Source organism: Ensifer sp. B1-9, assembly GCF_050474445.1.
Lineage (GTDB): Bacteria > Pseudomonadota > Alphaproteobacteria > Rhizobiales > Rhizobiaceae > Ensifer.
In genome coordinates this window covers 50,334-63,860 of record NZ_JBCHVG010000015.1, presented here as the reverse complement: position 1 = coordinate 63,860, position 13,527 = coordinate 50,334, and the positions used below count along the sequence as shown (strand labels likewise).

Below are 13,527 nucleotides of genomic sequence, written 5' to 3'. Positions count from 1 at the left end.
TTTACAATGACGGAACTGTTAGCTGTTATCACAATTACCATGTTGGCTGTCATCAGCCCCGGCCCCGATTTCGCGATGGTCACGCGCAACAGCCTCCTGCTCTCCCGGCGGGCAGGCGTCCTGACCGCGCTCGGGATCGGCGCAGGTGTCTGCATTCATGTCGCCTACACCATCCTGGGTATCGGGCTCGTTGTTCGGCAATCGATCCTTCTTTTCAGCATCTTGAAGCTTGGCGGTGCCGGCTACCTGGTCTGGCTTGGTTTCAAGATGTTGCGCGCGAGGCCAGCGGACTCCCTGGAAAAGGTCAACGTCCCGCCACTCTCCGATCTCGGTGCCTTGCGCACCGGTTTCTTCACCAATGCGCTCAATCCGAAAACGACTGTCTTCATCGTCAGCCTCTTCATGCAGGTGGTCGGACCGTCGACACCGCTCTCTGTGCAAATCGGCTATGGCGCGTTCATCGCGACGACCCATATCCTCTGGTTCGCCTTGGTGGCATTGTTCTTCTCCGTCGGTGCGGTGTGTATCCGCCTGCTTCGACTGCGGCACTGGATCGACCGCGTCTTCGGCACCCTGCTAGTGGGCTTTGGCGTGCTATTGGCGTCCACCAGTGTCACCAGGTCCTAGCGGCGCTGAATCGCTCCTGGGGGCGTCTACCTCGTTCAGTATCCAGGCGGTTGACTTGCCCATCACACGAAAGCATGCAATATCCATACAATCATAAAAGTCGGATATTGTAGTGATGAACGGCGAACGCCTGCAGATCTCTTGGCGCCCCACCCTTCGCAAGTCGGATGGACCTCTCTATCTCGCGATTGCGGATGCGATTGCAGCGGATATCGCTGATGGCCGCCTTGTGGACGGCATCCGGCTGCCGCCGCAACGCGTGCTCGCCGAGGCTCTTGGAATCGATTTCACCACCGTCAGCCGCGCTTATAACGAAGCGAGGCATCGTGGCCTCGTGGAAGGTCGCGTCGGCCAGGGCACCTATATTAAGGCACGGCGCGCCAAGAATGCCCGTCCGGCGACCGGCGGCATAGTCGACATGAGCATGAACCTGCCGCCATTGTTTGACGATCAAGCGCTTGCAGCAAGGCTCTGGGAGAACATGGCGTCACTTCAGGCCGAACACGCACTCGACCTCCTGATGCGCTACCAGGCGCCGGCTGGCACTCTGCACAACAGAGCCGTCGGCGCCGCCTGGCTGAGGCCGCGCCTCGGCGCGGCGCCGGTCGAGCGCGTACTTGTCTGCCCCGGCGCACAAGGCGCGCTGCTTGCAACGCTTAGTAGCTTGGCAAAGCCAGGTGACACCATATGTGCCGAGGCAATTGCCTACCCCGGCCTCCGGGCGCTTGCCGCCCATCTCGGCCTCACGCTGATAGGGATCGCCGTTGATGAAAAAGGTCTTATACCAGAAGCCTTTGATGAGCTATGTTCAACGCAAGCATTAAAGGCACTTTATTGCAATCCGACACTTCACAATCCGACAACCGCCACGCTCCCGCTGGAGCGTCGCGAAGCGATCGTTGCCATCGCCAGACGGCACGGCGTACCGATCATTGAAGATGACGCCTACGGCGCCCTGCCCGTCGCGCCGCCACCCGCACTTGCCGCTCTGGCGCCCGATCTCGTCTACTACATCGGGGGCCTCGCGAAATGCCTTTCACCGGCGCTCCGCGTCGCCTATCTCGTCGTTCCGGATAGCCGCAGTTCGGTCCGGATCGAGGGCGCCATCCGGGCGACCGCCGGTCTTGCTTCACCTCTCACAGCGGCGGTCGCGACCCGCTGGATCGAGGATGGGACGGCCGATGCCGTCCTCGCCGCGATCCGTAGCGAAACGGCCGTACGGCAACAAATGGCGGAAAACTTCCTTTCGAAGGACACGGCCGTTACCGACAAAAGCGCTTTTCACGTCTGGTTGCGCCTGCCGCAACCGTGGACACGCGGTGAGTTCAGCGGGCGGCTGCAGGCGGCGGGCATTGCGGTGGTTCCGAGCGACGCCTTTTCCCTCTGCCCACCCCCGGAGGCTGTACGCCTGGGGCTTGGCGCGCCAGCGACGCAAGAGGAACTGCGTCGCAGCCTGCTGATCATCGCCGATCTTCTCGGCCAGTCCCCGGCCGCATCGAGCCTCGTGGTCTAACGAGAGGCCTGACGTTTGCGGGCGAAATTGTCGCAGCAATGTATGCATACAATAAATTGACAATGTATGCTTTCGGGCGCTTAATCCCCTGGACCTGAGGCGGCGCCTGAAATGGCCGACCGCATACCAGGCAACATCGGCGCAACATCATGAATGCGCCGGACACGACGCCTGAAAGGAACGACGATGTCTTCGGATCACGATTGGCCTCCTATCCCGCCCATGCAGACCGGCCTGCGCGGCCGTTGTCCGCGCTGCGGACAGGGACACCTCTTCGAGGGGTTCCTGAAGATGCGCAAGGAATGCGAAGTCTGCGGCCTCGACTATTCCTTCGCCGACCCAGCCGACGGGCCTGCCTTCTTCGTTATCTGTTTTGCCTGCGTGCCAAGTGTGCTTCTTGGCGTCTGGCTTGAGGTTCAGTACAGCGCGCCACTATGGGTTCACTTGCTGGTCACAGGCCCCTTCATGCTGCTGACATGCATCCCGCCGCTTCGACCCTTGAAGGGATGGCTCGTCTCAAGTCAGTTCTTCTACAAGGCTGAGGAGGGCAAGGTTGTCAGGCGCAGCGCAGATTCACGCGTTCCGACGACGCAATAGCACTAGCTGAGCCGGCGCCCCTCCGCGGAGACATGCGACCGGTCGCCGATAGCGCGGCGACCGCCTCCAGGTACGGCACGCCTTTCAGGCGCCAGATACCCTCACCGCTATCCGGAAGGCTGACCACTTGCCCGATAAAGAGCCGCAATGGTCGAACAAGGCTTTCTCCTTGGTATCCGCGCGGGCGTGAGGAACGCACCGGAGCCGGTGGCGCAAGGGTTCCTTTCTTAGCAGTTTTTGAGGCGCGACGTGCGGAGCCATAGCGCTCCGATCGCGAAGGGCCGGTTCGCGCCCTAAAATCGCAACCCCCTAAAAAGTAATTGCGCCGCCAACTGTTGATCGTTGACGGCGCCTTTCACCGGAAGCCTCTCTTCTCAAAGGCCGGCTTTAGGTAAAATAGAGACAATAATCCGTCAATGTGGGCCTCATGAAGTTTTTATGAGGGTTCTTTGTCAATTATATTCGTATCGATAAATATCGTTCGGATTCATTATTATTTTCCGCCCTTCCGATATATTTTAGAACATATGCTAGTTGCCATATTGCAACACTATATAGCAATGAAGTCCTCGGGAGATTCGAGGAGAAATTGTTACAAAACTGTCGTTTCAGGGTGATAGCGCTGTCGCCGCTGCCCGCCGCGAGTCATCGTGGACGGTTCATTTCGTCGCAGCGCGAAGCGAGGTAGCCGGTAAATCTCTGGGGGACACCAGGGTCGGGCCTTGTTGACCTTGAAAACCATTAGAGAGATCGTCCGCATGAATATCAAAAGTCTTCTTCTCGGCTCCGCCGCTGCTCTCGCAGCGGTTTCCGGCGCCCAGGCAGCCGACGCAATCGTCGCAGCCGAGCCGGAGCCCATGGAATATGTTCGCGTTTGCGACGCTTTCGGCACCGGCTACTTCTACATCCCGGGCACCGAAACCTGCCTCAAGATCGGCGGCTTCCTCCGCTTCCAGACCTCCTTCGGTCCGGATGAAGTCAACGGCCGTCAGGGCTGGGGCACGGCCGGCACCTCCGACTGGGATGCCTTCTCCCGCGCTTACATCTCGTTCTCTGCCAAGAGTGACACCGAGTACGGCACGCTCACCGGCTTCTTCGCCGCTGAGTTCAACGCCGACAACGATACCGACGCCGGCGACAGCCGCATCGACGTCGACGAAGCTTACATCCAGCTCGGTGGCCTTAAGGCCGGTTTCTTCTACAGCTGGTGGGATAAGGGCCTGAACGGCGAGACCGACTCGATCGGCAACGTCACCGAATTCAACTCGATCGCCTACCTCTATGATGGCGGTTCGTTCCAGGCTGGTATCGCAGTTGACGAACTCGAAGGTTGGACCACTAAGGCCAACGGCGTTGGCGTCGAAGGTATCGTTTCGGCTTCGCTCGGCGGCGTATCCTTCGATCTGCTCGGCGGCTACGACACCGAAGTCGAAGAAGGCGCGATCCGCGCCCTGCTTTCGGCAGAGCTCGGCCCGGGCACTCTCCAGGTCGCTGGCATCTGGGCTTCCGACCCGAACACCTATTGGCGTGCGTCGGAATGGAGCGTTGCAGCTTCGTACGCCTTCAAGGCCACCGACAAGTTGAAGATCACCCCTGGCGTTCAGTACTGGGATAGCCTGCGCACCGGCAATGAGTTCAACAACGACCTCGACAAGTGGCGCGCCGGCGTGACGCTCGACTATGCGATCACCGAAGGTCTGGCGACCCGTATTTCGGTCCAGTACAACCAGGAAGACCTGACGGCTACGACCGACCGCGATTACGTGTCGGGCTTCGTCCGCCTGCAGCGCAACTTCTAATCCGATCCCCATCGGATAAAGAAAGGCCCGCGACCCCTGCCGAGGTTGCGGGCTTTGCTATTGCTAGCGAAAGCCGCCAGGTCCGACGTTAGTCAGGTGGCCGGAGTTGGCTCGCCCAGCGAAAGCATCAGACGGTTCGCCCAGTTGAAGAAGGCGGCGCAGTGGATCACGTCGGCGATTTCCAGCTCGTCAAGCCCCGCCGCAGTCAACCGTTTAACGTGCTCGTCGCTGAAGGCCGGCGGTGTCGCAGTCAGCGCGACCGAGGCAGCAACGATCGCATTCCAGCGTTCGCCCAGTTCGGTATCCACCCCCTCGTCCAACAGCTTTTGCACGTCCTCGCCTCGTTTCGAATGGTGAGACGCGAAACGAGAATGGACGGATGCGCAGAAGATGCAGCCATTTGAGCGCGAGGCGGCCGTGGCCGCGAGTTCGCGCTCGGCACGCGGCAGGCCCGTGCGGGTGTTGTAGAAAATGTCCTTGTCCGCCTTCGTGCGTGCCTCCAGCACCTCCGGATCGCGCACCAGCAGACGAAAATAGGGAGACTTTGCGCGCGCAGCTTCGACAAGTCCAAGGAGGTGTCGTTCGGTGAGATCGTCTTCCGCCAAAGGCTGGAGCCAGGGTGTCCAGCCGATCTCGGCTTGAGTGAAGGTTACAGGAGGATTTGCTACGTCTGGGATGATGGCACGTTCGGTCATTGTCTCGGTTCCTCTCGATGACTTATGCGGCGGCACGCTTCGAAGCGGCCGAGAGCAGGCTGAGCCCGGCGATCACGCGAACCTGGAACGCGACGAACGAGATGAGTTGCGACAACGTGACGATGCTATCCGTCGTCCAGCCGGCATCGAGCAGCGCCTGCAACGCTTGCGGGCTGGCCTCGCGCGGGCGGAAGACGAGCAGATGGGCATCCTCCAACGCGGCTGAGAGCCTTTCGCCAAGCACGTCGCGGTTTGTGTCCGAGACGCGGTAAAGCGGCCCAGCCTTGTTTTCGACGCTCAACGGACCCGCGGGATAGTCGCCGTAGGGACCCGTCGCCCGCCCTGCCCCGATCTCCGCCTTCAATACTTCGACAAGCCAGCGGTCCGTACCGCTTTCCTCCAGCGGATTGACGTAGAATTCATAGATATCCGGCTGACGGTGAAGTCCGGCGATGAAGCTCGCAATCGTGTGCCGCTCCGCCAAGGAGACGCCGCCAAACGCTTTGGGTCGAAACAGCGCGAGATAGCTTTGCTGCGCCTGTTCTCGCGTTTCGGGTCGTTGGGCGCGGATGCGGTCGAGGTTCGATCCCGGTGTGATGCCGGCGAGCAGATCGATGACGTCTGGTGGCACTTGGGTCATGCTTGGTCTCCTCTAAGGGTGAATGCGGTGTTCGGTCTCAGCCGACGGCTCCGAAACGGCGCGAATGGACCTTTTCCTGCGGCGACCAGCCGAGCGCCGGTGCAACCTTGGTCGCGATCAGTTCGATCGAGCGCAGGATCAACGGGTGCGGCGGATCCACCGAGTGCACCTGGAACACGAGGTCGGTCACACGCTCCAGGGTTTCGTCACGGCTGAGGCTTTCGATGACATCGTCCACCGATCCGACATGCACGTCGAAGGCGGCGATCAGATCGGCAAGGGAGTTGCCGGCAACCTTATGGCCGGCGGCAATCAGGCGTTCTGCACCGCGGTTCAATCCGATCTCCGCCAGCCGCAGCGCTTCGGCGCGGCTATCGGCGACAAAAAGGCTGCGGGAACCGAGAATGCGCGGCGCGCGACCGGAGGGTAGCGCATGCAGATAGGCGTCAATGATCGGGTTCTGCAGTTCCGCCAATGTGGCATTCGGGTTGTCCTGCGTTCGCGGCTGCGTGCGCGAAAGCATCAGGCCGTCGCCAGCGCGACCGGCGCGCTCGCCGCCGGCGACCGAGAAGGTCGCCTGCCAGATACGATTAAGCAGTTGCGGAGCTGCGGGATAGAGACGATCCCCGCCGGCAAGCGCTCGGCCGGCCCAGGCATCAAGCACGATTTGCAGATGCTGGCCAAAGACCGCACCACGCTCCGCGCTTTCAAGGCCGAAGGCGGTGAAGGATGACGGCGTTCCGCCTGTACCGAAGCCGACCTCCAGCCGGCCGCCGGAAAGCAAATCAAAAACCGCTGCATCTTCCGCCACCCGTATCGGGTTTTCGAGCGGCAAGGTGATGACGCCCGTGCCAAGGCGGATGCGCGTCGTCTCGGCGGCCACATGAGCGAGGAAGACAAGGGGCGCGGGCAGGCCGCCCTCATCAGCATGAAAATGGTGCTGCGCCACCCAGGCCGTGTCGAAGCCGAAGCGCTCGGCCGCGACGATCTGCTCCTTGGCATAGTAATAGCGAGTGCCGGCGGGGACATCGTCGAGCAGGCGCGTGAAAAAGCCAAGGCGCTTGCGTGGGGTCGTCTCTGTCATGGTCAGTCCTGTCTTTCGTTCCCGCTGCCTCAGGCCGCGGCCCGGCGGTTTTGCCCGGGAATGGCGTTGATCAGTTCGCGCGTGTACGCGCTTCTCGGGTGTTCGAAGACCTCCGAAACCGAGCCACCGTCGACGAGGCGGCCATCCTTCAGGACGGAAACGGTGTCGGATATCTGGCGCACAACGGCGAGGTCGTGGGACACGAAGAGGTAGGTGAGGCCGAGATCGCTCTGCAGTTCCTGGAGCAGTGCGAGAATGCGCGCCTGGACGCTCACATCCAGTGCGGATACGGCTTCGTCCAGCACCAGCACCTGAGGATCGAGCACAAGCGCCCTGGCGATCGCGACCCGCTGGCGTTGACCGCCGGAAAGCGCGTGCGGCCGCCGTGCGAGCACGTCTTCGGGCAACCCGACACGGGTGAGGATCGCCCTCGCCTTCTCCTCGCGATCGGTACGTTTGAGCCTGCTGAAATTGAGCAATGGCTCCGTCACGATCTGCAGGATGCTTTGGCGCGGATCGAGCGATCCGTAGGGGTTCTGGTAGACGAGCTGGATCTTGCGTCGAAACTGCCGGAGATCCTCACCAGCAAGGCGCGAGAGATCTGTCCCGTCGATGTCGATCCGCCCCGCAGTTGGTTTGTCGAAGCCAACGATACTGCGGATGGTCGTCGTCTTCCCCGAGCCGGATTCACCAACGATTGCGTGGGTCGACCCGCGGCGGACGCGAAAGCTCAGATCGTCGACGGCGCGAAACCGGCTGCTTCCCTCGCCGGCAAATTCGCGAACAAGACCGTCCACCACGACAATATCGTCCCGAACGCCTGGGGAGCTTGAATGCGCTTCCGGTGGTGGCCTGGACACCGGCCGCGCAAAGGACGGTGCAGCCGCAAGCAGTTCTCTCGTGTAAGGGCTGCGCGGAGCCTTAAGAACGGCGCCGGCCGCGCCCTGTTCTTGAATTCGCCCGTTCTGGAGGACGACGATCCGATCAGCGCGGTCAGCCGCGACGCCGAGATCGTGGGTCACGAGGAGCACGGCGGTGCCGTACTCGGCTCGCAATTCATCGATGAGATCGAGAATGCGTTTCTGCACCGTGACGTCGAGTGCACTCGTCGGCTCGTCGGCGATGATCAATTGCGGTTTCAGGGCGACGGCGATCGCGATCAATACGCGCTGACGCATGCCGCCCGATAGCTCGTGCGGATACTGCCGTGCTCTCAGTTCCGGCTCGCTCAGCCCCACGCGCTCGAGCAGCGAGATGACGCGGCGGTCGATTTCGTCCGGGTGCAGCGCCCCGTGAATCCGGAAGATCTCGCCGATCTGCGCCCCGATGGTCTTGACCGGATTGAGAGAGTTTCCCGGGTCCTGCGGCACCAGGCTGATCCTGGCGCCACGTACCGTCTGCAGTTGCCGATCGGTCCACCGGGCGATGTCTGTCCCGTTGAGCTTGATGCTGCCGCGCTCCACGCGGCCGTTGGCGGCGAGCAGACCGATGATCGACTGCGCCGTGGTCGTCTTGCCCGAGCCGGATTCACCGACAAGAGCAATGACTTCGCCAGGATTGATGCGGAAGGAAACATCTTGGACGACGCGGCGCGGCGCAGTCCCATCATCATAGGCGATGCAGAGCCCCTCGACTTCGAGAACGGGCGGCACTTGATTGGAAATTACGGTCATGCGGCGGCCCTTCCAAAGGATTGGCTGACCCGGTTGGCGGCCAATACGACGAGAACGACCACGACGCCGGGAGCCGTCGTCAGCCACCAGGCCGTCGAGATGTAATTGCGTCCTTCTGCGATCAGCAGCCCCCATTCGGGCGTCGGCGGTGGCGCGCCATAGCCGAGAAAGCCGAGGGTCGAGATTTGCAGGACCGCTGAGCCGAATTGCAGCGATGCGAAGGCAAGAACCGACGTCAGCGAGTTCGGCAGAATGTGCCGCCAAAGCACCGATACAAAGGTACCGCCGCTGCCAAAGGCGGCTTCGACATAGTCGCTGCGGCGCACACGGACGACTTCGGCGCGCGCCAATCTGGCGAAACCAGCGACCGAGGTAACGCCGACGGCAATGGCCGCATTCACCGTGCCGAACCCAAGCAGGATGATGATGCTGAGTGAAAGCAACAGTGGCGGGATTGACAGGAAAACGTCGACGAGGCGCATGATCGCGTCGTCAAAGCGACGCCGGACCGAGCCGGCGACGACGCCGAGCCCGGTCCCGACGATAAGTCCGAGGCCAACCGCGACGAAGGCACCGGTCAGCGAATGCACGGCACCATGGACGATGCGGGCGTAGAGATCTCGTCCGAGTGCATCGGTCCCCAGCAGATGTTCTGCGGTCGGGCGTTTCAATTGCGCGCCCCCCACCCCCTCGAGCGGGTTGTAGCCCGTGAAGAGCGAGGGGACGACCGCCCAGAGGAAAACTGTCGCCAAGATCAGCCAGGACAAGGCCAGTCCCGGAGGCACGCGGTGGAGCGTCGAGGCCGCACGAGAGCGCTGTCCTTGGCGCTGCCGGCTTGCGTCCGCGGAGGCGTCCTCGTGAAGTGTATCGAAAGTGGTCATGCGGCGGCTCCGATTTTTGTTCTCAGGCGCGGATCGAGCACTGGGAAAAGCAGGTCCACGGCGAGATTGATGATCACGAAGGCGAGCGCCGAGAGCACGACGATGGCCTGAAGGACGGCGGCGTCCTGGCTGCCGACGGCGCGTTCGGTCAAACCACCGATGCCGTTGAGCCCGAAGACGGTTTCCGTCACGACGGCCCCGGCGATCAGTTCGCCGAAGAGCACGCCGGCGATGGTCAATGTCGGGAGGAGTGCATTCTTCGCGACGTGCCGCCAGAGTATCCACTGGCGGTTGGCGCCCTTGGCGCGGGCAACGCCGACGAAGGGTCGCGTCATCACGTCGTCGATGTTGCGCACGAGCACCTGGGCGAGCGGTGCGGAGATCGGCACCGCCAGCGTGATGACTGGCAGGATCAATTCCTGCCATGGGCCCGGATTGATGACCGGTACGAGCTTCAGGCGAAAGGAAAAGATCTGGATCAGCATGATCCCCAGCCAGAAAGTGGGGATCGAAATGAAGAGTGAAGGAACGGATTGCAGCGCGCCGCGCAGCCAGGCGAACGGCGTCAGGCTGGAAAGGAAGGCAATGAGGTTTGCCAGCACTAAGGCAAGGAGGAAGCCAAGTGTGGCGAGCTTCAACGTCGCCGGCAGATGAGCCGCAAGCAGACTGCTCACCGGAACACCGGCCTGAACGGAATAGCCGAAGTTGCCGGTCAGGAACTTGCCGATCGTGTGTGCGTACTGGACGATAACGGGGCTATCGGCCGCATAGGATGCCCGGATCTCGGCAACCTGTTGAGCGGTCAGCCCAAGATCGGGGTTCTGAAACTTGATGAGGATCGCGTCGCCGGGCATCGCCTGCAGCAACACGAAGGAGATCGTGAAAGCGGCCCACAGGACGAAGAGCGCCTGTCCAACACGATTGAGCAAATAGGCGGACATGATCCGTTCCTCTGCACCCAGATATCCAGTTGTCGGGAGTGGCGGCCACCGCGGTCCGCGGTGGCCGCGGGTCGATCAATGCTCGGCGAGCCAGGTGCTGTAGAAGCTCGGACGACCGACAGCCTCGAAGGCGACGCCCTGGACATATGGGGCACCGGCATAGGCCTGCGGCTCCTCGAAGATCGGGATCGCATAGGCCTGGTCGACGACGTAATCCTGGATCTCGCCAGCAATCGCCAGCCGCTTTTCGCGGTTCGGTTCGGAGGCCAGGGCCTCGAGCAGACCGTTCAGCCTGTCGTCGACGAAGCTCTGGACCTTGTCGCTGAGCCCGCCTTTCTGGCGCAGTACGTCACGGTTCTTCGGATAGTATTGGCTCTTGATCACATCGGGGTCGGCGCGGCCGACCATGGCTGGCGAGACCGGCGTCTTCAGAGGATCGAGATCGTCGACCGTCTTGCTGCCGCTGTCGCCGGCAAGCACATTGAGCTTCACGCCCACCTTGCCCCATTGCTGGGCGACGAGTTGCAGCGTTTCCTTGTTCTGCGGCTGCGGCAGCGATTCATAGGCAGTCAGGACCAGCTCCTTGCCGTCCTTCTGGCGCAGGCCATTAGAACCAACCGACCAGCCGGCCTCGTCGAGCAGCGCCTTGGCCTTCTCCGGATCGAAAGCGAGCTTGGCCGAGATATCCTTGTAGCCGAGTGCCGAGGACGCGATGATCGAGGTCGCCTGCGGATAGTTGGCCGAAAACAGCGTCGTGACGATTTCCTTGGTGTCGGTCGCATGCAGCAGCGCCTGGCGCACCTTGACATCAGCCACCAACGGATTGTCGGGTCGGAAAACCACACTGTTGTTCACGCCGCGTGTCGATGGCGCATAGATCTGATAGTCCTGCGCCTCGACCTGGCTCTCGTCATAGGCCTGGACCTGGCGGATGAAATCGGCCTGGCCTGCAAGCAGCGCACCGATGCGGACGCTATCCTCGCCGGTGATGATGTAGGTGATGCCATCGAGATAGGCTCGCCCCTGGTGCTCGAGCTTCGCCGGCCCCCAATTGTACTCCTCACGCGCCTTGAGTTTCAGTTCCTTGCCGATCGTCTCGCTCTCGACCACGAAGGGACCGGAGCCGATGATCTTGGTCGCGTCGCCAAGTTCTTCGAACGGCAGCGCGAGCGTGCTTGCCGCCACGAGGCCGGAACCGATCACCGATGTTCCCTGCAGGAAGCCCGGCGATGGCTTCTTGAAGTAGAATTTCACGGTCAGCGGGTCGACGACTTCGCTTCGTTCATAGTTGTTGATGACCTCGGAAACCGGTTGCTTCAGCGCCTTGTTGCCGAGGCCGAAAACGTCGTAGTTCTTGGCGACCGCTGCCGCGTCAAGTGGCGTGCCGTCAGAGAAGGTGACGCCGGGGCGGATCTTGAACGTGTATTCGGTTGCATCCGCGTTGACCGTCCAGGATTCGGCAATCCACGGCTCGATCTCGAGCGTCTTCGGGTTCTGATAGGTCAGCTTGTCCGTGATCTGATTGAGGATACCACCGTTCGGATAGAAACCGCCTGCGGGGGGATAGAGATTGGTATGGGCCTGCTGCTCCAGATAGATCAGTGTCCCGCCCTTGACCGGCTCCGCCGTGCCTTCGGCCCGGGCACCCGGGTGGGCCAAGCTGGTCGCTGCGAGCATCGCCAAGGTAAGCGCAAGCCGTTTGAGTTTCGTCGTCATGAGAAGCCTTCCTTCAAAAATCCGAAGGCAATGGTACGACTGTCGCGGCCATTATCAATTAAATCTAGTAAATTAATATGCTATATGTTTTGGCGGATGGGAAAGAAGCATCTCGCTCACGGGCCAGGCTGAGATAATTGTCCCCGGAGCGGACTTTCGCGCCGATCTCGACATGCCATGGAGTGGCTTGTCCTTGTGGAAAAGCCGCCGCTCAGCCCGCCCGCCACACACGCGACATGGACGCGTGCTTGATTGCGGCCGGCATTGACAATCCTGTCATTATCCGTTGAAAAATCTCGGCAATTCCTTTGAACCTCCCAGGGATCGAAAAGCATCATGGAAAGCAACAAAGTTCTCGTCGTCGGCGGTGCCGGCTATATCGGCTCGCACACCTGCCTCGAACTTGCCAACAAGGGGTTCGAACCCGTCGTCTACGACAACCTGTCGAATGGTCACGAGGAATTCGTCAAATGGGGCGTGCTCGAAAAGGGTGATATCCGCGATCGCCAGCGGCTCGACGACGTGCTTGCCCGCCACAAGCCGCGCGCGATCCTACACTTCGCCGCGATGATCGAGGTCGGTGAATCGGTCAAGGACCCGGTCTCCTTTTACGACAACAACGTCATCGGCACCCTGACGCTGCTTTCTGCCGCGCTCGCGGCCGGCGTCGAAGCCTTCGTCTTCTCATCGACCTGCGCAACCTACGGCCTGCCGGAAAGCGTTCCGATCGACGAGCAGCACCGGCAGGCGCCGATCAACCCCTATGGCCGGACAAAGTGGGTATGCGAGCAGGCGCTGAAGGACTATGGCCAGTACAAGGGGCTTCGTTCAGTGATCCTTCGCTACTTCAACGCAGCCGGTGCTGACCCGGAAGGCCGCATCGGCGAGTGGCATGAGCCCGAGACGCATGCGATCCCGCTTGCGATCGACGCAGCCCTTGGCCGCCGCCAAAGCTTCAAGATCTTCGGCACGGACTACGACACCCGCGACGGCACCTGTGTCCGCGACTACATCCATGTGCTTGATCTGGCCGATGCGCATGTGCGCGCGGTCGAATACCTGCTTTCCGGCGGCGACAGCGTCGAACTCAATCTCGGCACGGGCACGGGCACTACCGTCAAGGAGCTTTTGACGGCGATCGCCGATGTCTCCGGCCGCGAATTCAACATTGATTTGGTCGAGCGTCGCGAAGGCGATTCCACGACACTGGTCGCCAACAACGACAAGGCACGCGACATTCTCGGCTGGGTCCCGCGATACGATCTGTCGGACATCACCCGCACCGCCTGGAACTGGCATTCGCGTCGCAACCAGGGCGTCTAATAAAGCGCTGAACCGGTGCGGCGCTTCGGTCGCCGCAC

Annotated in this window: 12 protein-coding genes; 5 read left to right on the top strand and 7 right to left on the bottom strand. The window is 61.5% G+C overall.

Features of this window, described 5'->3' with window-relative positions:
- Window positions 1–6: 6 nt before the first annotated feature.
- The 4 genes from ACQ5BM_RS26410 to ACQ5BM_RS26395 all read left to right on the top strand — a co-directional run bounded on the left by ACQ5BM_RS26410 (window position 7) and on the right by ACQ5BM_RS26395 (window position 4,536).
- Window positions 7–627: a LysE family translocator gene (locus tag ACQ5BM_RS26410; protein WP_429817756.1), complete on the top strand. Its 621-nt coding sequence runs from the start codon at window positions 7–9 to the stop codon at window positions 625–627.
- A gap of 115 nt (window positions 628–742) precedes the next feature.
- Window positions 743–2,140 carry a PLP-dependent aminotransferase family protein gene (locus ACQ5BM_RS26405; protein WP_429817754.1) on the top strand — a complete coding sequence of 466 codons (1,398 nt, stop codon included), beginning with the start codon at window positions 743–745 and terminating at the stop codon, window positions 2,138–2,140.
- 186 nt (window positions 2,141–2,326) lie between these two features.
- Window positions 2,327–2,737 carry a DUF983 domain-containing protein gene (locus ACQ5BM_RS26400; RefSeq protein WP_429817752.1) on the top strand — a complete coding sequence of 137 codons (411 nt, stop codon included), beginning with the start codon at window positions 2,327–2,329 and terminating at the stop codon, window positions 2,735–2,737.
- A gap of 758 nt (window positions 2,738–3,495) precedes the next feature.
- A complete protein-coding gene (locus ACQ5BM_RS26395; RefSeq protein ID WP_429817750.1) occupies window positions 3,496–4,536 on the top strand; it encodes a porin in 1,041 nt (346 codons plus the stop codon).
- A 92-nt stretch (window positions 4,537–4,628) separates the two neighbouring features.
- On the opposite strand, the gene ACQ5BM_RS26390 is transcribed toward ACQ5BM_RS26395, so the two are convergent.
- From ACQ5BM_RS26390 to ACQ5BM_RS26360, 7 genes are all read right to left on the bottom strand, one after another.
- The gene (locus ACQ5BM_RS26390; RefSeq protein WP_429817748.1) at window positions 4,629–5,231 is read right to left on the bottom strand and encodes an alkylhydroperoxidase domain protein; all 603 of its coding nucleotides are present in this window, start codon (window positions 5,229–5,231) and stop codon (window positions 4,629–4,631) included.
- Between the two features lie 22 nt (window positions 5,232–5,253).
- A complete protein-coding gene (locus tag ACQ5BM_RS26385) occupies window positions 5,254–5,871 on the bottom strand; it encodes a CMD domain protein (RefSeq protein ID WP_429817746.1) in 618 nt (205 codons plus the stop codon).
- Between the two features lie 37 nt (window positions 5,872–5,908).
- Window positions 5,909–6,955 (bottom strand): putative FMN-dependent luciferase-like monooxygenase, encoded by a 1,047-nt coding sequence (locus ACQ5BM_RS26380; RefSeq protein WP_429817744.1) that lies wholly within the window; start codon window positions 6,953–6,955, stop codon window positions 5,909–5,911.
- Window positions 6,956–6,984: 29 nt separating this feature from the next.
- On the bottom strand, window positions 6,985–8,628 hold the full coding sequence (locus tag ACQ5BM_RS26375; RefSeq protein WP_429817742.1) for a dipeptide ABC transporter ATP-binding protein: 1,644 nt from the start codon (window positions 8,626–8,628) through the stop codon (window positions 6,985–6,987).
- Entirely contained in the window at window positions 8,625–9,509 is an 885-nt protein-coding gene (locus ACQ5BM_RS26370; RefSeq protein ID WP_429817740.1) for an ABC transporter permease, read from the bottom strand. Before ACQ5BM_RS26370 ends, ACQ5BM_RS26375 begins: the two co-directional genes overlap by 4 nt.
- Window positions 9,506–10,450, bottom strand: a complete 945-nt coding sequence (locus ACQ5BM_RS26365) for an ABC transporter permease (protein WP_429817738.1) — start codon at window positions 10,448–10,450, stop codon at window positions 9,506–9,508. Before ACQ5BM_RS26365 ends, ACQ5BM_RS26370 begins: the two co-directional genes overlap by 4 nt.
- Before the next feature lie 75 nt (window positions 10,451–10,525).
- Complete coding sequence (locus ACQ5BM_RS26360) at window positions 10,526–12,166, bottom strand: TIGR04028 family ABC transporter substrate-binding protein (protein ID WP_429817736.1); 1,641 nt, start codon at window positions 12,164–12,166, stop codon at window positions 10,526–10,528.
- A 336-nt stretch (window positions 12,167–12,502) separates the two neighbouring features.
- Here ACQ5BM_RS26360 and galE point away from each other — a divergent pair, with 336 nt between their 5' ends.
- Window positions 12,503–13,489, top strand: coding sequence for a UDP-glucose 4-epimerase GalE (galE, locus tag ACQ5BM_RS26355; protein WP_429817734.1), 987 nt, complete (start codon window positions 12,503–12,505; stop codon window positions 13,487–13,489).
- The last annotated feature ends 38 nt before the right edge of the window (window positions 13,490–13,527 follow it).